Origin of the sequence: Streptomyces sp. NPDC006309, from assembly GCF_040613095.1 — a bacterium.
Classification (GTDB): domain Bacteria; phylum Actinomycetota; class Actinomycetes; order Streptomycetales; family Streptomycetaceae; genus Streptomyces.
Map to the genome: position 1 here is coordinate 103,134 of NZ_JBEXRO010000007.1, position 18,579 is coordinate 121,712.

The following is an 18,579-nucleotide window of genomic DNA, read 5'->3' on the forward strand; positions in this document are numbered from 1 at the left end:
GCAGGAAGCGCTGCGGCCGCCACCGTCCTACCCTGGGGGCATGGACAGCGAACAACCCGTCTGTCCCGTCTGCGGACAGCCCGTCGACATGGTCGTCAGGCGGCACAAGACCCTGGGCGCCTGGGTGCCGGTGTGGGCCCCCGGCCCGTGCCGCAGCCCCGACTGCGCCTCCCCTTCCGACCCCGCCCGGCCCGCCGGCGCCCCGGCCCGGCCGCGGGGCAGCGGTCCCAAGGGCCGGTCGGCGCCCGGCGCGGGGAACAGCGCCGTCCGAGCACGAGGCGGACCGGGCGCGCCGTAGCGTGGGCGCATGCCGAAACTTCCGCACATCCTGCATGTCACCGAGCGCTCCCTGTGGGAGGCGGCGCGCGAGAGCGGCACCTACGAGATGTCGACCCGCGGCCGCACCCTCCAGGAGGAGGGCTTCATCCACTTCTCCACCCGGGCCCAGCTCCCGCGCATCGCCGCCTTCCTCTACGGCGACCACGAGGGCCCGGACGAACTGGTCGTCCTGGTCGTGGACCCCGCCCGGGTCGGGGCGCCCGTGCGGTACGAGGCCGTCGAACCGGGCGGAGAGGAGTTCCCGCACGTGTACGGGCCCGTACCGGTCGCGGCCGTGGTGGACGTGGAGCCCTGGGGATGAAACGGCAGGGGACGCGACGGCGCCCGTCCCGGAGCCGTAACGCGCGGGAGGTCAGCGCGTAGGCCGCTCCAGGAAGCGGAGCTGGTTGCCGGCCGGGTCGCGGAACGCGCAGTCGCGGACCCCGTACGGCTGGTCGGTCGGCTCCTGGAGGACGTCGCCGCCGGCCTCCCGTACCCGCTCGTACAGGGCGTCGCAGTCGGGGGTGGTGAAGATGACCCCGCGCAGCAGGCCCTTGGCTAGGAGCTCGTTCAGTGCCTGCTTGTCGGCGGGGGAGGCGTCGGGGCTGGCGTCCGGCGGCTCCAGGACGATCTCCACATCGGGCTGGAGCGGGGAGCCCAGCGTCACCCAGCGCATCCCCTCGAAGCCCACGTCGTTGCGGATCTCCAGGCCCAGCACATCGCGGTAGAAGGCGATGGCCTTGTCGTGGTCGTCCACGGCGATGAAGCACTGCGCGAGTTTCACGTCCATGGACTCAGCGTAGAACCGCGGCGCGCGCCGTGCCTTCAGTACAGGCGGCGCCGCGGCCGGGTCAGCCGGCGGGCCACGCAGGACGGGATCACCGCGCTCTCCTCGTGGTCGCGGGCCCGGTAGGCGCTCGGCGTCTCACCGACCAGCTCGGTGAACCGGGAGCTGAAGGAGCCGAGCGAGGTACAGCCGACGGCGAGGCACACCTCGGTCACGGTGAGGTCGCCCCGGCGCAGCAGTGTCTTGGCCCGCTCGATGCGACGGGTCATCAGATAGCTGTACGGCGTCTCCCCGAACGCCTTGCGGAAGCTGCGCTGGAAGTGCCCCGGGGACATCAGGGCGTCGCGGGCCAGCCCGGTCATGTCGAGCGGCTCGGCGTACTCACGGTCCATCCGGTCACGCACCCGGCGCAGCCGTCTGAGGTCCTCCAGAGCGGTCACCCCCTCAGCCTCCCACAGCACCGCCCCCGCCCTCCGGGGAGCGGAAAAAGACCGCACCCGGTCCGTCGCGGACGCCGTGTTCGGCGCGCTGCGGACCGGGTGCGGACGGGAGGACCGGGCGACCGGAGATCGCGGACCGGTCGGCATGATCGAGGATCAGGCCTTCTTGGTCTCCCAGAAGATCTTGTCGATCTGCGCGATGTAGTCGAGCGCCTTCTGACCCGTCGCCGGGTCGGTGGACGCCTTGGCGGCCGAGAGGGCCTTCAGGGTGTCGTTGACCAGCTGGTGCAGCTCCGGGTACTTCTCGAAGTGCGGGGCCTTGAAGTAGTCGCTCCAGAGTACGGAGACGTGGTGCTTCGCCAGCTCCGCGCGCTGCTCCTTGATGATGGTGGCACGCGCCTGGAAGTGAGGGTCGTCGTTACCGGCCATCTTCTCCTGGACGGCCTTCACCGACTCCGCCTCGATGCGGGCCTGGGCCGGGTCGTACACGCCGCAGGGCAGGTCGCAGTGGGCGCTGACCTTGACCTTGGGGGCAAACAGGCGGGAAAGCATGGAGCATTCCTTCCTCGTGATCGTCTTCTCAGGTGCGACATTACTCCCTGAGGAACCGGTTTTCGTGAGTGCCCCCTAGGGCTTAGGACGAAAGTCCAGGGTGAGACTGGGACCGGTGGAGGAACGGACCGGGGAGGTGCCGGGGATGCCGGAGCTGTCGCGGGAGACCGAGCGGGGCGGGGCCGTGGCGCCCTTCGGGCTGGCCGAGGTGACCGGCCCGTCCATGGTGCCCACGCTGCGCCACGGGGATCGGCTGCTGGTGCGGTACGGGGGTGCGGTCAGGCCGGGGGACGTCGTGGTCCTGCGTCATCCGTTCCAGCAGGACCTGCTGGTCGTCAAGCGGGCCGTGGAACGGCGTGAGGGCGGCTGGTGGGTGCTCGGGGACAACCCGTACGCGGGAGGTGACAGCACCGACTACGGGGTCGTACCGGAGGACCTGGTGCTGGGGAAGGCCCTGCTGCGGTTCCGGCCGCCGCGGGCCGGTCAGCGCTCGCCGCTGACGCTGCTGCGCTGGGCGCTCTCGGCGGCGAGGCCCCTGCTGCCCGACCGGTCGGCCTCCAGGCGCTTGCGGGCCCGGTAGGCGGCCACGTTGGCGCGGGTCGCGCAGCGGTCGGAGCAGTAGCGCCGGGAGCGGTTGGTGGAGGTGTCGAGGTAGGCGTTGCGGCACGGGGCCGCCTGGCACAGGCCGAGGCGGTCCACGCCGTACTCGGTGAGGTGGAAGGCCAGGCCCATCGTCGCGATCGCCGCGTAGCCGGCGGTGGCGTTGGAGGGATGGTCGGCCAGGTGCATGTGCCACAGGGGGCGGTCGTCCTCGTCGCGGTGGTCGTGCCCGGAGATCTGGGGGCTGACCGGGAACTCCAGCAGCAGCGAGTTCAGCAGGTCCACGGCCAGGGTCTCGTCGCCGGTGTCGGCGGCCTCGAAGACCGAGCGGAGCCGGGCCCGGACCGAGCGGAAGCGGGTGACGTCGGCGTCGGTGGCGCGACGGGCCGCCGACGCGTTGGCGCCGAACAGGTCGCGGACGGCCTCGACCGAGGTCAGAGAGTCCTTGCCCCGGGCCGGCTCCTCGCTGTTGACGAGGCGTACGGCGTAATCCGAGTAATAGGCCAGTTCCACTTGTAGTCCTTACCAGGGCGCTTTATCGTCATGTCTGCGGTCGGGTAATAGCCGGTCGTGCTTCCAGGGTATTACGCGAACCGAGGGGAGTCGGGGTGCCATGACCACGGACACCGGTACGGACTGGGCCGCCTGGCAGGAGAGCTGGGACCGGCAGCAGGAGGGCTACATGCCCGACCGGGAGGAACGCTTCCGGATCATGCTCGACATGGTCGAGGCGCTGGTCGGCACGGCCCCGCGCGTCCTCGACCTCGCGTGCGGCACCGGCAGCATCACCGCGCGGCTGCTCAGGCGGTTCCCGCGGGCCACCAGCACCGGCGTCGACCTCGACCCGGCGCTGCTCGCGATCGCGCAGGGCACCTTCGAGGGCGACGACCGCGTCCGTCTCGTCACCGCCGACCTGAAGGACCCCGACTGGCCGGAGCGGCTGCCGTACGACTCCTACGACGCCGTCCTGACCGCGACGGCGCTGCACTGGCTGCACAGTGAACCTCTCGCGGCCCTCTACGGTCAGGTCGCGGAGCTGGTCCGCGACGGCGGCGTCCTCATGAACGCCGACCACATGATCGACGACAGCACACCCCGGATCAACGCCGGGGAGCGCGCCCAGCGCCACGCCCGCATGGATCAGGCCAGGCGGGACGGCACCCCGGACTGGGCGGAGTGGTGGCGGCTGGCGGCCGCGGACCCGGCCCTCGCCGAACCGACCGCCCGCCGTTTCGCGATCTACGGCGAGCACGCGGACGGCGACACCCCGTCGGCCGCCTGGCACGCGCGCGTGCTGCGCGAGAAGGGGTTCGCCGAGGCCCGCGCGGTGTGGTGCTCACCGTCGGACACCCTGCTGCTCGCGCTGAAGTGACAGCCGGACGGTGACGGCGCGGGGCTGCCGCGGCCTCGCAGAGGAGAGGGGCGGTACGGCCGTGGCCGTACCGCCCCTCTCCCGCGTGTCTACAGCACCTTCGACAGGAAGGACTGCGTCCGCTCGTGCTGCGGGTTGCCCAGGACCTCCCGCGGATGGCCGGATTCCACCACCACGCCGTCGTCCATGAACACCAGGCTGTCGCCCACCTCGCGGGCGAAGCCCATCTCATGGGTGACGACCACCATGGTCATCCCGGACTCGGCGAGGTCCCGCATGACGTCCAGGACGTCACCGACCAGCTCCGGGTCCAGGGCCGAGGTCGGCTCGTCGAACAGCATCAGCTTCGGGTCCATCGCCAGCGCCCGGGCGATGGCCACGCGCTGCTGCTGGCCGCCGGAGAGCTGCGAGGGGTAGTGCCCGGCCCGGTCGGCCAGGCCCACGCGCTCCAGCAGCTGCACGGCCCGTTCCCGGGCCTGCGTCCTGCTGGTGCCCCGCACCTGCACCGGCGCCTCCATGACGTTGTCCAGGGCCGTCATGTGCGGGAACAGGTTGAAGCGCTGGAAGACCATGCCGATGTCCCGGCGCTTCATGGCGACCTCGCGGTCGCGCAGCTCGTACAGCTTCTCGCCCTGCTGGCGGTAGCCGACCAGCTCGCCGTCGACGTACAGCCGCCCGGCGTTGATCTTCTCCAGGTGGTTGATGCACCGCAGGAAGGTCGACTTGCCGGAGCCGGAGGGGCCGATGAGGCAGAACACCTCGCCCGGCTTCACCTCCAGGTCGATGCCCTTGAGCACCTCCACGTGGCCGAAGGACTTGTGGACGCCCTCCGCCCTGACCATCGGGACGGTCCCGTCGACCGGGGTGTCCTGCGTCTTGTTCGGCTTGTCGGTCATGCCATGCCACCCTTCGGCCGGCCCAGGGAGAGCATGTTCGTCCTGACCTTCTGCCACGGCGTCGGTGGCAGCTGGCGGCTGGAGCCGCGGGCGTAGTAGCGCTCGACGTAGTACTGGCCGACGCTCAGGACCGAGGTCATGATCAGGTACCAGGCCGCGGCGAGGAAGTACATCTCCACCGGGGCACCGGAGTTCTGGCCGATGTCCTGGGCGTAGCGGAACAGTTCGGGGTACTGGACGGCCGCCACGAGCGAGGTCGTCTTCAGCATGTTGATCACTTCGTTGCCCGTCGGCGGCACGATCACGCGCATCGCCTGCGGGATGATCACCCGGCGCAGCGTCTTGCCCTGGCTCATGCCGAGCGCGTGGGCCGCCTCGGTCTGGCCCTCGTCCACCGCGAGCAGACCGGCCCGGCAGATCTCGGCCATGTAGGCCGCCTCGTTCAGACCCAGGCCGAGCAGCGCCGTCAGCAACGGCGTCATGAAGTTCGACCAGTAGTCCTTGTAGAGCGGCATCAGGTTGATGTACTCGAAGACCAGGCCCAGGTTGAACCAGAGGAACAGCTGGACCAGGACCGGGGTGCCGCGGAAGAACCAGATGTAGAACCAGGCGATCGACGAGGTCACCGGGTTCTTGGACAGCCGCATCACCGCCAGGACGATGCCGCCGACGATGCCGATCACCATGGACAGGACCGTCAGCAGCAGGGTCTTGCCGACACCGGTCAGGATCCGGTCGTCGAAGAAGTAGTCCGGTACCGCGTGCCAGTTGATCCTGCCCTGGCTGAACGCGTAGATGATCGCGACGAGGAGCGCGATCGCGATGACGGCGGAGACGTACCGCCCGTAGTGCCGGACGGGGATGGCCTTGATGGCCTCCGCGCCGGACGGGGGTGTGCCCTTCGGGCCCGCCGTCTTGTCGATGTCAGTCACGGGTATTGCCTCTCAGTGGCCGCTGGCGCCGACGCGGGTCACTTGCCGCCGTTGATCGCGGACTGCTTGACCGCGCCGTCCTCGGCGCCCCACTTCTCGAGGATCGTCTTGTACTCGCCGTTCTTGATGATCGCGTCCATCGCGGCCTTGATGGCGTCCCGCAGCTGCGTCTGCTTCTTGGCGACCGCGATGCCGTACGGGGCCGCCTGGACCTGATCGCCGACGAGCTGGAAGTCCTTGCCGCCGCCCGAGTTCTTGACCGCCCACGCGGCGACCGGGAAGTCGGAGGAGGCCGCGTCCACGCCGCCCGAGCGCAGCCGGGTCTGGGACTGCTGGTCGTCGTCGAAGGCCTCGACGGTGAGCTTCTTGCCGGCGGGACACTTCTTGGCCTCCTGCTTGGCCAGGTCCTCCGAGATGGTGCCCCGCTCGACGGCCAGCTTCTTGCCGCACAGGTCCGACCAGGTGGTGATGCCGTTGGTGTCACCCTTGCGGGTGTAGATCGAGACACCGGCGTTCAGGTAGTCGACGAAGTCGACGCCCTCGCCGACCTTCTTGCCCGTGTCCGGGTCGACGCCCTCCTGACGGTTCTTGTTGTCCGTCATCGCCGACATCGCGATGTCGTTGCGGCCCGAGCGCAGACCGGTGAGCAGGGCGTCGAAGGTACCGTTCTCGAACTCGAACGTCACCCCGAGCTGCTTGCCCATGGCCGCCGCCAGGTCCGGGTCCAGGCCGACGACCTTGCCGGAGGCGTCCTTGAACTCCACCGGCGCGTACGCGATGTCCGAACCGACCTTGATCTTGCCGGCGCTGCGGATGTCCTGCGGGAGCTTGTCGGCGAGCGGAGCGGTGCTGGTGGACGCACCGCCGGAGTCCTTGTTCTTGTCCTTGGTCTGGTCACCGCAGCCGGTGAGCAGCAGGGCGCCTGCGACCGCGATCGCACCGGCCGCGGCCAGACGTGAGCGCGCGGCGCTTGTACGACGGGTGGAGCTTGCGGTCATCGTGGTTCCTCCGGCGGATGGGAAGAGTTGCCGATGGGTCGACGGAAACACACACCTTCGGGTGTCGCGACCTCGTGGGTTTACGGCATCTTGCCATTCGGACTACGCCATTCAGGGGCGTCGCTATGTCAAAATCGGATAACGGGTCACCCCCGAACCGCATCAGGTCGGTACAACCCCGGTCCATAGCCGCAGGATCATCTGCGGGAATCCAGCGCTCCGGCCGGAAAATCTTCGGCGTGTCTCACGATGTGATCACCCTCCGCGGCCACCTCACCGCCCGGCCGCTCCCGTCGCGCCGGGGCGCCCGCGTGCCGCCCCCGTGCCGCCGGCCGTGTGTCACCTTCCCGCCGCTTTGCTGTTCCGGGATGTGACCTTGCACCTAATGGACTCGTCGCGGGCGCCGTCCGTCCGGTAAGAAGGTTCTTTACACCCCTCATCCGGGGCTCAGGGCGCGTGTGCGGCGCGCCCGTCGCGTATGTGCTCGTACGTATCCGCAATCGAGCCGTGCGCGGTGCCCGCCCACCCCTCACCAGGAGTGGTCGACCCTCAAACCATGCATAGCTAAGGGGTACAACAAAGTGGCAGCGGAGATCGTCAATCCTCGCAGCGACAACGGTACGGACCAGGACGGAGGGGCCGAGCCCCTCGATTCGTTCGACCCGGTGTTCGCGCTGCACCGCGGCGGCAAGATGGCCGTGCAGGCCACCGTGCCGATCCGCGACAAGGACGACCTTTCCCTCGCGTACACGCCCGGCGTCGCTCGCGTGTGCACCGCGATCGCGGAACAGCCGGAGCTGGTCAACGACTACACATGGAAGTCCAGCGTGGTAGCCGTCGTCACCGACGGCACCGCCGTGCTCGGACTCGGGGACATCGGTCCCCAGGCGTCCCTCCCCGTGATGGAGGGCAAGGCCATCCTGTTCAAGCAGTTCGGCGGCGTCGACGCGGTGCCGATCGCGCTCGACTGCACCGACGTGGACGACATCGTCGAGACCGTCGTCCGGCTCGCCCCGTCCTTCGGCGGAGTGAACCTGGAGGACATCTCGGCGCCCCGGTGCTTCGAGATCGAGCGCCGGCTCCAGGAGCGGCTCGACATCCCGGTCTTCCACGACGACCAGCACGGAACGGCCGTGGTGACGCTCGCGGCGCTGCGGAACGCGGCCCGGCTCAGCCGGCGCGAGATCGGGCAGCTGCGGGCCGTCATCTCCGGCGCCGGCGCGGCCGGTGTCGCCATCGCCCGGATGCTGGTCGAGGCCGGCATCGGGGACGTGGCCGTGGCGGACCGCAAGGGCGTCGTGTCGGCCGACCGGGCGGACCTGACCCCGGTCAAGCGCGAGCTGGCGTCCTTCACCAACAAGGCCGGCCTCACCGGCTCGCTGGAGGACGCGCTCGCGGGCGCGGACGTCTTCATCGGCGTCTCCGGCGGTACGGTCGCGGAGGAGGCCGTCGCCTCCATGGCGCAGGGCGCCTTCGTCTTCGCGATGGCCAACCCGAACCCCGAGGTGCACCCCGACGTGGCGCACAAGTACGCGGCGGTCGTCGCCACCGGACGCTCGGACTTCCCGAACCAGATCAACAACGTGCTGGCCTTCCCCGGGATCTTCGCGGGCGCGCTCCAGGTGCGGGCCACGCGGATCACCGAGGGGATGAAGATCGCCGCCGCCGAGGCGCTGGCCGCGGTGGTCGGGGACGACCTCGCCGCGGACTACGTGATCCCGTCCCCGTTCGACGAGCGGGTCGCTCCGGCCGTGACCGCGGCGGTCGCGGCCGCCGCGCGCGCCGAGGGCGTCGCCCGCGGCTGACGCAGCGCTGAACGGCCCCGCCCGCCCGGGCGGGGCCGTTCTTCTTGGCCCGCTTCTCTGCCCGCTTCTGTGCCCCCTTCTCTGGCTGTCTTCCGGCCTGTTTTTCCGCCTGCCCGCGCGCCCGGACGGGTGAGGGCACGGCGCTGTCGGGCGTCTCACCGCGTTCTGCGCCGCACGGGTGCCGTTGCGCAAGAGGGCATGTGTCACAGGCGGGCCTGGTTCCGCCGGCTGCACCGTGCACCTATCGTCAGCAGCATGTTCGCTGTCTACGCCGCCCGAATCGACCGCGACCAGCCGCTCACCGGCCTCGAGTTGGGGGAGCGTCCGGCTCCCGAGGCCCGTCCCGGCTGGAGCACCATCACCGTACGGGCCGCTTCCCTCAATCACCATGACCTCTGGTCCCTGCGGGGCGTCGGCCTGCCGGAGGACCGGCTGCCGATGATCCTAGGCTGCGACGCCGCCGGCATCGACGAGGACGGCAACGAGGTCGTCCTGCACTCCGTCATCGGCCAGACCGGCCACGGCGTCGGCCCGGACGAGCCGCGCTCCATCCTCACCGAGCGCTACCAGGGCACCTTCGCCGAGCAGGTCACCGTGCCGACGTGGAACGTCCTGCCCAAGCCCAGGGAGCTGTCCTTCGCCGAGGCCGCCTGTCTGCCGACCGCCTGGCTGACCGCCTACCGGATGCTGTTCACCAACGCCGGTGTACGGCCAGGTGACTCGGTTCTCGTGCAGGGCGCGGGCGGCGGTGTCGCCACGGCCGCGATCATCCTCGGCAAGGCGGCCGGGCTGCGGGTCTTCGCGACCAGCCGGGACGAGGCGAAGCGCAAGCGGGCCCTGGAACTCGGGGCCGTGGAGGCCGTCGAGCCCGGGGCCCGGCTGCCGCAGCGGGTGGACGCCGTCATCGAGACCGTCGGCGCCGCCACCTGGTCCCACTCGGTGAAGTCCCTGCGGCCCGGCGGCACCCTCGTCATCTCGGGCGCCACCAGCGGCGACCGGCCCTCGCATGCCGAACTGACCCGCATCTTCTTCCTGGAGCTGAAGGTCGTCGGCTCGACCATGGGCACCAAGGACGAGCTGGAGGACCTCCTCTCCTTCTGCGCCGCGACCGGTGTACGGCCCGTCATCGACGAGGAGCTGCCGCTGGACCGCGCCCGCGAGGGCTTCGAGCGGCTGGCGTCCGGTGAGCAGTTCGGGAAGATCGTGCTGACCGGTTCCTGAGTGGAGCGGAGCCGTCCCGCCGGGCTACCCCGGTCCCGGGTTCTCCTTCTGCCCGCCCGTCCCGGTGGGCCGGGAGGGGGTCCTGGGATCGCGGGGGTCAAGGAGTGCCGCGATGTGGGCTGCCGCCGTCGAGAGGTGGTGGCGGGCCGCACCGAGCTGCTCCGGGGTGACGCCGTGGTCGCGGGCCGCGTCACGGATGTCGTCGCGGAAGCGGTCCAGGAGACGGTCCAGGTCACGGGCCGGGTCACCGGTGAAGTCCTCGTGGGCCCAGAGGGGTTCGTACGCCGTGGGGAAGTCCGCCGGGGCGGAGGTGTAGTGCGGCTCCTGAGCGGGGGCCGGGGCGGGTGCGGAGGTCTCCTCGGTGGTGCGGCCGAAGGTCCAGCTGCCGCCGAGGTCCTTCCCGAACTCCTTGCCGAAGTCCTTCCCGAACTCGCCGAACTCCTTGGCCAGTTCCGTCAGGCCGTCGCGGACGCCGGTCGGCCAGTCCCCGCGGGCGAAGTGGTCCAGTACCCGGTCCTGGACCCGTCGGGCCATGCGCTGCACCTCCTCCTGCGCCTGGGCCCGCGCCCGAGCCTGCGCCTCCTGCGCCTTGTGGCGGGCGCGCTGGGCCTCCTCACGGGCCCGGCGGCTCTCGTCCTTGGCCCGGCGGGCCTGCTCCTTCCACTCCTGCTTGACCCGGCGCATCTCCTCCTTGGCGGCCTTCCAGGCCTCCTTGTCGCTCAGGTCGTCGTACTCCCCGCCCTCCCCCCGGCCCCCTTCGGTCCCGTCCTTCCCCAGGTCCGGGAAGGTATCCGGCCCGGTGCCGGCCGCCCTGGTTCCCCGGCGGGCCTCCGAGGCCGCCGCGCGCATCTCGCGGCGCAGGTCGCCGGCCGCGCCGCGCACGTCGGCCCGTATCTCGGCGGCCAGTTCCGCCACCGACTCGCGGATCTCCAGTTCCAGGTCGGCCAGCTCACCGCCGCGGTCGGCCAGTTCGGCCCGGCCCGCGTCCGTGATCGCGTACACCTTCCGGCCGCCCTCGGTGGTGTGCCGGACCAGGCCCTCCGCCTCCAGCTTGGCCAGGCGGGGGTAGACCGTGCCCGCCGAGGGGGCGTACAGGCCCTGGAAGCGTTCCTCCAGGAGCCTGATCACCTCGTAACCGTGGCGCGGGGCCTCGTCGAGCAGTTTGAGCAGGTACAGGCGGAGGCGGCCGTGGGCGAAGACGGGAGGCATGTCAGAGCACCTTCTTGTCGGTCGTCGTACCTTCGGTCGTCGGGCCGTCGGTCGCCGGGGCGCCGTCGGCCGGGGCGCCGGGTGGGCCGGCGGGCTGCGGGGAGTCGGGCTCCGTCTCCCAGGGGGTGTGCTCCTCCTCGTCCCGGGGCGGGCGGCGCAGCAGGGCGATCGAGCCGGAGACCGTGGTGGCGCGCAGCCGCCCGGTGCCCGCGCCGAGCCGCCCGGAGACCTTGTGGGCGCCCCACTGGCCGTGCACCCGCAGTCCGTCGAAGGCGCTGGAGATCGTGCCGCTCGCGGTGTTGGCCTCGACCGTGGCGTCCGCCGGGTGCGGCAGGCGGATGGCGATCTCGCCGGAGACGCTGGTCAGGCCGACCTCTGTGGGCCCGTCCGGGTCCAGGTCGACGATCATGGAGCCGGTGACGGATTCCGCGCGGACGGAGGGGCCGGAGCCGTCGACCACGGTCAGGTCGCCCGAGACCGAGTGGAACCGCAGGTCGCCCGTGACCGCCTGGGCCTCCAGGTTCCCCGACACGGTGTCCGCGCGGACCGGGCCCGAGACGCCGACCAGGGTGGTGTCGCCGGTCACCCCTTTGACATCGACGGGGCCGCGGATGCCGGAGACGACCGCGCCGGCGCCGACCACGCCCACCTCCACCCGGGTGCCGGCGGGAACGGCGAGGGAGACGACGGCGCTGCGCCGCCGGCCCGCCTGGTCGAGCCACTTCAGGAAGCCCTTCCAGTGCAGGTCCTCGTACGACACGGTCAGGGTGCCGTCCCGCTGGGTGACCACCAGGGGTGGGCCCTCGACCTCCGAGACCTCCAGGCGGGCGGCGGGTTCGTCCGTGCTCACGACGTTGACCGTGCCGTTGACGAGCCGGACGTGCAGGTCGCGTACGGGGGTGTCAAAGGTCAGCTTCCGGGGCTCGGTGACGGACCACTCGGGCATGGGGCCTCCTCGGCGGGACGGCGTGGCGACGCGTCATATCGCGTCTCGTGAAACACGATATATCGTGGCCCCGTGAAGTCAAGACGCTCTTTGCGGTGAGGGGACCGGCCGGTCCGGCGCATAGGCTGGACCCAGTCAGCAACGCCCTGGATGGATGCGCAGGAGACACGGCCCCATGTATTTCACCGACCGCGGTATCGAGGAGCTGGAGAAGCGGCGTGGCGAGGAGGAGGTCACCTTCGAGTGGCTCGCCGAGCAGCTGCGGACGTTCGTGGACCTGAACCCGGACTTCGAGGTGCCCGTGGAGCGGCTGGCCACCTGGCTCGCGCGCCTCGACGACGAGGACGACGACGAGTAGGTCCCGCGCAGCCGGCGGCATCCCGCCTCACCGCGCACGGTCCCGCACGGACGAAGGGCCCGGCACCGAGTCGATACTCGGTGCCGGGCCCTTTGTCGCGGCGTGCCGCGGGAGGTCTGGGAGGCCTAGGCCTCGAACACCTCACGCACCAGCTGCTCCTGCTCGGACTGGTGGCGCTTGGCCGAACCCACCGCCGGGGACGAGCCGTGCGGGCGCGAGATGCGCCGCAGCCGCTCGCCGTGCGGGACGTCCGCGCCGACCGCCAGGTCCAGGTGGTCGATCAGGTTGAGCGCGATGAACGGCCAGGCACCCTGGTTCGCCGGCTCCTCCTGCGCCCACAGGTACTTCTCGGCGTTCGGGTACTTCTTGATCTCCGCCTGGAGCTCGGCACCCGGCAGCGGGTACAGCCGCTCGATGCGGATGATGGCCGTGTCCGTGACGCCGCGCTTCTGCCGCTCGGCCTCCAGGTCGTAGTAGACCTTGCCGGCGCAGAAGACGACCTTGCGCACGGCGGCCGGGTCGACCGAGGCGTCGCCGATGACCGGGCGGAACTCGCCGCTCGTGAACTCCTCCGCCTTCGACGCCGCCGCCTTCAGGCGCAGCATCGACTTCGGGGTGAAGACGACCAGCGGCTTGTGGTGCGGGTTGTGCACCTGCCACCGCAGGAGGTGGAAGTAGTTCGACGGGGACGTGGGCATCGCCACCGTCATGTTGTTCTGCGCGCACAGCTGGAGGAAGCGCTCCGGGCGGGCCGAGGAGTGGTCCGGGCCCTGGCCCTCGTAGCCGTGCGGCAGCAGCAGGACGACGCCGGAGGTCTGGCTCCACTTCTGCTCGGCCGAGGAGATGAACTCGTCCACGACCGTCTGCGCGCCGTTGACGAAGTCGCCGAACTGCGCCTCCCACATGACGAGCGCGTCGGGCCGGGCCAGCGAGTAGCCGTACTCGAAGCCCATCGCCGCGTACTCGGAGAGCAGCGAGTTGTAGACGTTCAGGCGCGCCTGGTCCTCGGAGAGGTACTGGAGCGGGGTGTACTCCTCGCCGGTCTCCCGGTCGATGAGCACCGCGTGGCGCTGGCCGAAGGTGCCGCGCTGGGAGTCCTGGCCCGCGAGGCGGACCGGGGTGCCCTCCAGCAGCAGGGAGCCGATGGCCAGGGTCTCGCCCATGCCCCAGTCGATGGTGCCGTCCTCGACCATCGCCGCCCGGCGCTGGAGCTGCGGCAGGAGCCGCGGGTGCACCGTGATGTGGTCGGGGACGTTGACCTGGGATTCGGCGATCCGCTTGACGACCTCCGCGGAGACCGCGGTGGGCACCGCGACCGGGAAGCCGTCCTGGGGCGCCCGGGCGTCGCCGGCGGCCGGCTGGGAGGTGGCCTCGCGGACCTCCGTGAAGACCTTCTCCAGCTGGCCCTGGTAGTCCTGGAGGGCCTGCTCGGCCTCCTCCAGGGTGATGTCGCCGCGACCGATCAGGGACTCGGTGTACAGCTTGCGCACCGAGCGCTTCTTGTCGATCAGGTCGTACATCAGCGGCTGGGTGAAGGCCGGGTTGTCCGACTCGTTGTGACCGCGGCGGCGGTAGCAGATGAGGTCGATGACCACGTCCTTGTTGAACGCCTGGCGGAACTCGAAGGCCAGCCGGGCGACGCGGACGACGGCCTCGGGGTCGTCGCCGTTCACGTGGAAGATCGGGGCCTCGATCATGCGGGCGACGTCCGTGGCGTACATGGAGGAACGCGAGGACTCGGGGGCCGCGGTGAAGCCGACCTGGTTGTTGATGACGATGTGGACCGTGCCGCCGGTGCGGTAGCCCCGCAGCTGCGACATGTTCAGGGTCTCGGCCACCACGCCCTGGCCCGCGAAGGCCGCGTCGCCGTGGATCGCCACCGGCAGGACCGTGAAGTCCGTGCCGCCCTTGTTGATGATGTCCTGCTTGGCGCGGGAGACACCCTCCAGGACCGGGTCGACGGCCTCCAGGTGGGAAGGGTTGGCGACCAGGGAGACCTTGATCTGCTCGCCGTCCAGGCCGGTGAAGGTGCCCTCGGCGCCCAGGTGGTACTTCACGTCGCCGGAGCCGTGCATCGACTTCGGGTCGAGGTTGCCCTCGAACTCACGGAAGATCTGCGCGTACGACTTGCCGACGATGTTGGCGAGGACGTTCAGCCGGCCGCGGTGGGCCATGCCGATGACGACCTCGTCCAGGCGGGACTCGGCCGCCGAGTCGATGACCGCGTCCAGCAGCGGGATGACGGACTCGCCGCCCTCCAGCGAGAAGCGCTTCTGGCCGACGTACTTGGTCTGGAGGAAGGTCTCGAAGGCCTCCGCCGCGTTCAGCCGGCGCAGGATGCGCAGCTGCTCCTCGCGCTCCGGCTTGGAGTGGCCGCGCTCCACGCGGTCCTGGATCCACTTGCGCTGCTTGGGGTCCTGGATGTGCATGAACTCGATGCCGGTGGTGCGGCAGTACGAGTCGCGGAGCACGCCGAGGATGTCGCGCAGCTTCATCATCGACTTGCCGGCGAAGCCGCCGACGGCGAACTCGCGCTCCAGGTCCCACAGGGTGAGGCCGTGCTCGACGATGTCCAGGTCGGGGTGCTTGCGCTGGCGGTACTCCAGCGGGTCGGTGTCGGCCATGACGTGGCCGCGGACCCGGTAGGAGTGGATCAGCTCGAAGACACGGGCGGCCTTGGTGACGTCGTCGTCGTGGGAGGCGTCGATGTCCTTGAGCCAGCGGACCGGCTCGTAGGGGATCCGCAGCGCCTCGAAGACGTCGTCGTAGAAGCCGTTCTCGCCGAGCAGCAGGTTCGCGACGACGCGCAGGAACTCGCCGGAGGCGGCGCCCTGGATGACCCGGTGGTCGTAGGTCGACGTGAGCGTCATGACCTTGGAGATGCCGAGCTTGTTCAGGGTGTCCTGGCTGGTGCCCTGGAACTCCGCCGGGTAGTCCATGGAGCCGACGCCCATGATCACGGACTGGCCGGGCATCAGACGCGGCACGGAGTGGACGGTGCCGAGGCCGCCGGGGTTGGTCAGGGAGACCGTCACGCCGGTGAAGTCGTCCATCGTCAGCTTGCCGTCGCGGGCGCGGCGGACGATGTCCTCGTAGGCCTGCCAGAACTCGAAGAAGTTCAGCGTCTCGGCCTTCTTGATCGCCGCGACGACCAGCTGGCGGTCACCGTTCGGCTTCACCAGGTCGATGGCGAGGCCGAGGTTGACGTGCGGCGGCTTGACCAGGGTCGGCTTGCCGTCCTTCTCGCCGAACGACCAGTTCATCGACGGCATGGCCTTGATGGCCTGCACCATCGCGTACCCGATGATGTGCGTGAAGGAGATCTTCCCGCCGCGGGCGCGCTTGAGGTGGTTGTTGATGACGATGCGGTTGTCGAACAGCAGCTTCACCGGTACCGCGCGCACCGAGGTGGCGGTCGGCAGTTCCAGCGAGGCGTTCATGTTCTTCACGACGGCGGCGGCCGGACCACGCAGCGTGATCAGCTCCGGCCCCTCGGGGGCCTCGGCGGCGGGCGCGGCCTTGCCCTTCGGCTGAGCGGGCGCCTGTGCGGGGCGCGCCGGCTCGGCCGGGGCGGCCTTCGCCGCGGGAGCGGGTGCGGCGGCGGGCGCTGGGGCGGGGGCCTTGGCCTCGGCGGCCGCGGGCTTCGGGGCCGCGGGGGCGGCGGCCGGGGCCGGGGCCGGGGCCGCGGGCTGGGCCTGCGGGGCCGTGGTGGGGGTGTCTGCGGCCCCCGCGGCCGCAGTACCCGCCGGAGCCGGGGTGGCAGGAGCGCCCGGCTTGTAGTCGGCGAAGAAGTCCCACCAGGCGCGGTCTACGGAATTCGGGTCCTGGAGGTACTGCTGATAGATCTCGTCGACGAGCCACTCGTTCGGACCGAACGCGGCTGCGGGGTTCTTCCCGGCTTGGTCATCGGTTGAGATGCTCGAGTTACTGGGGGACTGTGGCGACACGGCGGCAACCGCCCTCTTCCGCTTCACAAGGTGATGGACAGCGGGAATAAAGGCTACGCCTCCCTGACCGTGAAGGTCAGGTCGGGCCCGTTCATCGTCGCGTAAGTCACATCGGAAATCTTGTTTCGGGGCTTGAAATGGCGGGAAACAACCGTGGTTCCGCACGTGGGAGGGTGCACCGGCCGGAGCCCTGCGCGTCTTCGTTCGACGGGTGGCGCGGGCCTGGTCCCGATCACACGGCCGCGGCCGCGCCGAGCGGCGCCGACCGTCGTGGATCTTGTGCTTCCGGTTCGGACCCTACGTCAACTCGTGGCGGAAGTCAGGCCCGGAAGAGTGACGATGATCCGGCAGCCCCGCTCGGATTCGGCCACACCGATCCGGCCACGGTGCAGATCCACGGCCCACCGGGCGATCGCCAGCCCCAGCCCCGTACCGCCGTCGCTGCCCGGCCCGTGCGGCCGGGTCACCGCTCCCCGGTTGAACCGCTCGAACACCCGGTGCCACTCCGACCGGGGGATGCCGGGCCCCTCGTCCAGGATCTCCAGCTCCAGCGACTCCGGCTGCGGACCGCGCCGCGCCTTCACGGTCACACGGCCGTGCGGCGGGCTGTGCTTGACCGCGTTGTCGATGAGGTTGGCGACGACCTGGTGGAGCCGCTCGGGATCCGCGTGCGCGGTCAGCTCCGGCGGCGAGACGTCGAGGTGCAGATGGACGTCCGTCCGGGTGTGGCTGCCGGAGCCGGAGGCGATGCCCGCGCGCGCGGAGGCGACCATGTTGGCCTCCTTGAGCACGCCCGAGAGGTACGGCCACACCTCGAACCGCCGCAGCTTCAGCGGTACGACGCCGTTGTCGAGCCGGGAGAGGTCCAGCAGGGTCTCCACCAGCCGGCCGAGCCGCTCGGTCTGCTTCAGGGCCGTCCGCATCGTCTCCTGGTCGGGCTCGGTGACCCCGTCGACGATGTTCTCCAGCACCGCGCGCAGGCCCGCGATCGGGGTGCGCAGCTCGTGCGAGACGTTCGCCACCAGCTCCTTGCGCTGGCTGTCCTGGGCCTCCAGCTCGTCGGCCATGACGTTGATCGTCTGCGCCAGGTCGCCGAGTTCGTCCCGGCGGTTCTCCTTCACGCGGCGCGTGTAGTCGCCGCGCGAGATGGAGCGGGCCACCGTGTTCATCTCGTCCAGCGGCATGGTGAGCGAGTGCGCCACGAACTGGGTGATGAGCAGGGTGGCGATCATCGAGAAGACGGTGATGAAGCGCAGCTCCGTCTTGGTGTGCACGGCGACGATCGACAGCCCGGTGGTGATCAGCACCGCGATGACCACCAGCGCGCCCAGCTTGGTCTTGATCGAGAACGGGCGCACGCCGCCCCAGGGTTCCCCACCGGAGGGCCGGTGGCTGCTGTGTGCGGCCCGGCGCCCGTCACCGCTCATGGGGCCGGCGTCTCCAGCGCGTAGCCCACACCGTGCACGGTGCGGATCCGCTCGGCGCCGATCTTCCGGCGCAGCGCCTTGATGTGGCTGTCGACCGTGCGGGTGCCGGAGGCGTCCGCCCAGTCCCACACCTCGGCCAGCAGCTGCTCCCGGGAGAGCACCGCGCGCGGGGTGTTCGCCAGGCACACCAGCAGGTCGAACTCGGTCGGCGTCAGATGGACGTCCTCCGCCTTCACCCGGACCCGGCGCTGCGCGTGGTCGATCTCCAGCTCGCCGAGACGCAGGATGCCGGAGCGCGGGGTGGCGGCGGCGATCGTCGCCCGCTCCACCCGGCGCAGCAGCACGTGCACGCGTGCCGCCAGTTCCCGCATCGAGAACGGCTTGGTCATGTAGTCGTCGGCGCCGACGCCGAGCCCGACCAGCATGTCGGTCTCGTCGTCCCGCGCGGTGAGCATCAGCACCGGCACCGGGCGCTGGGCCTGCACGCGCCGGCAGACCTCCAGCCCGTCGAAGCCGGGCAGCATGATGTCGAGGATCAGCAGGTCGGGCTGCCAGGCCTCGGCCGTGTCGACGGCGGCGGGACCGTCGGCCGCCGTCTGCACCAGGAATCCCTCGGCACGGAGCCGGGCCGCGATGGCGTCGACGATCGTGAGGTCGTCCTCGACGACCAGCACCCGGCGCTGTGCGCCCGGGGTGGTCGTCGCCGCGCCGCTCTGGGAGGTGTGTGTCTGCTCCATCGCCCGCCCCTGTTGTTGCTTTCCGGAATCCGTG

19 protein-coding genes are annotated in these 18,579 nt (G+C 70.7%); 7 read left to right on the forward strand and 12 right to left on the reverse strand.

Features of this window, described 5'->3' with window-relative positions; genetic code table 11:
• Nucleotides 1-40 precede the first annotated feature (40 nt).
• Nucleotides 41-298: a hypothetical protein gene (locus ABZ117_RS12670; protein WP_356820018.1), complete on the forward strand. Its 258-nt coding sequence runs from the start codon at nucleotides 41-43 to the stop codon at nucleotides 296-298.
• A 9-nt stretch (nucleotides 299-307) separates the two neighbouring features.
• The gene (locus ABZ117_RS12675; RefSeq protein WP_356820020.1) at nucleotides 308-640 is read left to right on the forward strand and encodes a DUF952 domain-containing protein; all 333 of its coding nucleotides are present in this window, start codon (nucleotides 308-310) and stop codon (nucleotides 638-640) included.
• Between the two features lie 51 nt (nucleotides 641-691).
• On the opposite strand, the gene ABZ117_RS12680 is transcribed toward ABZ117_RS12675, so the two are convergent.
• The 3 genes from ABZ117_RS12680 to sodN form a co-directional block, all read right to left on the reverse strand.
• Nucleotides 692-1,108: a VOC family protein gene (locus ABZ117_RS12680; RefSeq protein WP_356820022.1), complete on the reverse strand. Its 417-nt coding sequence runs from the start codon at nucleotides 1,106-1,108 to the stop codon at nucleotides 692-694.
• A 35-nt stretch (nucleotides 1,109-1,143) separates the two neighbouring features.
• A complete protein-coding gene (locus tag ABZ117_RS12685) occupies nucleotides 1,144-1,497 on the reverse strand; it encodes a helix-turn-helix transcriptional regulator (RefSeq protein WP_356820224.1) in 354 nt (117 codons plus the stop codon).
• Nucleotides 1,498-1,701: 204 nt separating this feature from the next.
• Entirely contained in the window at nucleotides 1,702-2,097 is a 396-nt protein-coding gene (sodN, locus tag ABZ117_RS12690; RefSeq protein WP_046418451.1) for a superoxide dismutase, Ni, read from the reverse strand.
• Between the two features lie 145 nt (nucleotides 2,098-2,242).
• Between sodN and sodX the strand changes: the two genes are divergently transcribed.
• Nucleotides 2,243-2,677, forward strand: coding sequence for a nickel-type superoxide dismutase maturation protease (gene sodX / locus ABZ117_RS12695; RefSeq protein ID WP_356820226.1), 435 nt, complete (start codon nucleotides 2,243-2,245; stop codon nucleotides 2,675-2,677).
• Here the strand turns inward: sodX and ABZ117_RS12700 are convergent.
• Nucleotides 2,581-3,210, reverse strand: a complete 630-nt coding sequence (locus ABZ117_RS12700) for a CGNR zinc finger domain-containing protein (protein WP_356820023.1) — start codon at nucleotides 3,208-3,210, stop codon at nucleotides 2,581-2,583. The two genes, sodX and ABZ117_RS12700, sit on opposite strands and share 97 nt — an antisense overlap.
• Before the next feature lie 100 nt (nucleotides 3,211-3,310).
• On the opposite strand from ABZ117_RS12700, the gene ABZ117_RS12705 reads away from it, so the two are divergent.
• Nucleotides 3,311-4,069 carry a class I SAM-dependent methyltransferase gene (locus ABZ117_RS12705; protein ID WP_356820025.1) on the forward strand — a complete coding sequence of 253 codons (759 nt, stop codon included), beginning with the start codon at nucleotides 3,311-3,313 and terminating at the stop codon, nucleotides 4,067-4,069.
• An 89-nt stretch (nucleotides 4,070-4,158) separates the two neighbouring features.
• Here ABZ117_RS12705 and ABZ117_RS12710 read toward each other — a convergent pair whose 3' ends face one another.
• The 3 genes from ABZ117_RS12710 to ABZ117_RS12720 are packed head-to-tail and all read right to left on the reverse strand — an operon-like array spanning nucleotide 4,159 to nucleotide 6,895.
• On the reverse strand, nucleotides 4,159-4,911 hold the full coding sequence (locus ABZ117_RS12710) for an amino acid ABC transporter ATP-binding protein (protein ID WP_356820228.1): 753 nt from the start codon (nucleotides 4,909-4,911) through the stop codon (nucleotides 4,159-4,161).
• 50 nt (nucleotides 4,912-4,961) lie between these two features.
• The gene (locus tag ABZ117_RS12715; RefSeq protein WP_356820027.1) at nucleotides 4,962-5,897 is read right to left on the reverse strand and encodes an amino acid ABC transporter permease; all 936 of its coding nucleotides are present in this window, start codon (nucleotides 5,895-5,897) and stop codon (nucleotides 4,962-4,964) included.
• A 38-nt stretch (nucleotides 5,898-5,935) separates the two neighbouring features.
• Nucleotides 5,936-6,895 (reverse strand): ABC transporter substrate-binding protein, encoded by a 960-nt coding sequence (locus ABZ117_RS12720; protein ID WP_356820029.1) that lies wholly within the window; start codon nucleotides 6,893-6,895, stop codon nucleotides 5,936-5,938.
• A gap of 581 nt (nucleotides 6,896-7,476) precedes the next feature.
• On the opposite strand from ABZ117_RS12720, the gene ABZ117_RS12725 reads away from it, so the two are divergent.
• Nucleotides 7,477-8,700, forward strand: coding sequence for an NADP-dependent malic enzyme (locus ABZ117_RS12725; RefSeq protein ID WP_356820030.1), 1,224 nt, complete (start codon nucleotides 7,477-7,479; stop codon nucleotides 8,698-8,700).
• A gap of 255 nt (nucleotides 8,701-8,955) precedes the next feature.
• Entirely contained in the window at nucleotides 8,956-9,921 is a 966-nt protein-coding gene (locus tag ABZ117_RS12730; protein ID WP_356820032.1) for a zinc-binding dehydrogenase, read from the forward strand.
• Between the two features lie 24 nt (nucleotides 9,922-9,945).
• On the opposite strand, the gene ABZ117_RS12735 is transcribed toward ABZ117_RS12730, so the two are convergent.
• Nucleotides 9,946-11,130 (reverse strand): PadR family transcriptional regulator, encoded by a 1,185-nt coding sequence (locus ABZ117_RS12735; protein ID WP_356820034.1) that lies wholly within the window; start codon nucleotides 11,128-11,130, stop codon nucleotides 9,946-9,948.
• A gap of 1 nt (nucleotide 11,131) precedes the next feature.
• Nucleotides 11,132-12,076, reverse strand: a complete 945-nt coding sequence (locus tag ABZ117_RS12740; protein WP_356820035.1) for a DUF4097 family beta strand repeat-containing protein — start codon at nucleotides 12,074-12,076, stop codon at nucleotides 11,132-11,134.
• A gap of 175 nt (nucleotides 12,077-12,251) precedes the next feature.
• Between ABZ117_RS12740 and ABZ117_RS12745 the strand changes: the two genes are divergently transcribed.
• Nucleotides 12,252-12,434, forward strand: a complete 183-nt coding sequence (locus ABZ117_RS12745) for a DUF6104 family protein (RefSeq protein ID WP_019075209.1) — start codon at nucleotides 12,252-12,254, stop codon at nucleotides 12,432-12,434.
• A gap of 125 nt (nucleotides 12,435-12,559) precedes the next feature.
• On the opposite strand, the gene ABZ117_RS12750 is transcribed toward ABZ117_RS12745, so the two are convergent.
• The 3 genes from ABZ117_RS12750 to ABZ117_RS12760 all read right to left on the reverse strand — a co-directional run bounded on the left by ABZ117_RS12750 (nucleotide 12,560) and on the right by ABZ117_RS12760 (nucleotide 18,545).
• Nucleotides 12,560-16,381 (reverse strand): multifunctional oxoglutarate decarboxylase/oxoglutarate dehydrogenase thiamine pyrophosphate-binding subunit/dihydrolipoyllysine-residue succinyltransferase subunit, encoded by a 3,822-nt coding sequence (locus tag ABZ117_RS12750; protein ID WP_356820037.1) that lies wholly within the window; start codon nucleotides 16,379-16,381, stop codon nucleotides 12,560-12,562.
• 302 nt (nucleotides 16,382-16,683) lie between these two features.
• A complete protein-coding gene (locus ABZ117_RS12755; protein WP_356820039.1) occupies nucleotides 16,684-17,808 on the reverse strand; it encodes a HAMP domain-containing sensor histidine kinase in 1,125 nt (374 codons plus the stop codon).
• The gene (locus ABZ117_RS12760; RefSeq protein WP_121786956.1) at nucleotides 17,805-18,545 is read right to left on the reverse strand and encodes a response regulator transcription factor; all 741 of its coding nucleotides are present in this window, start codon (nucleotides 18,543-18,545) and stop codon (nucleotides 17,805-17,807) included. The genes ABZ117_RS12755 and ABZ117_RS12760 overlap by 4 nt, the downstream gene beginning before the upstream one ends.
• Nucleotides 18,546-18,579: the final 34 nt, after the last annotated feature.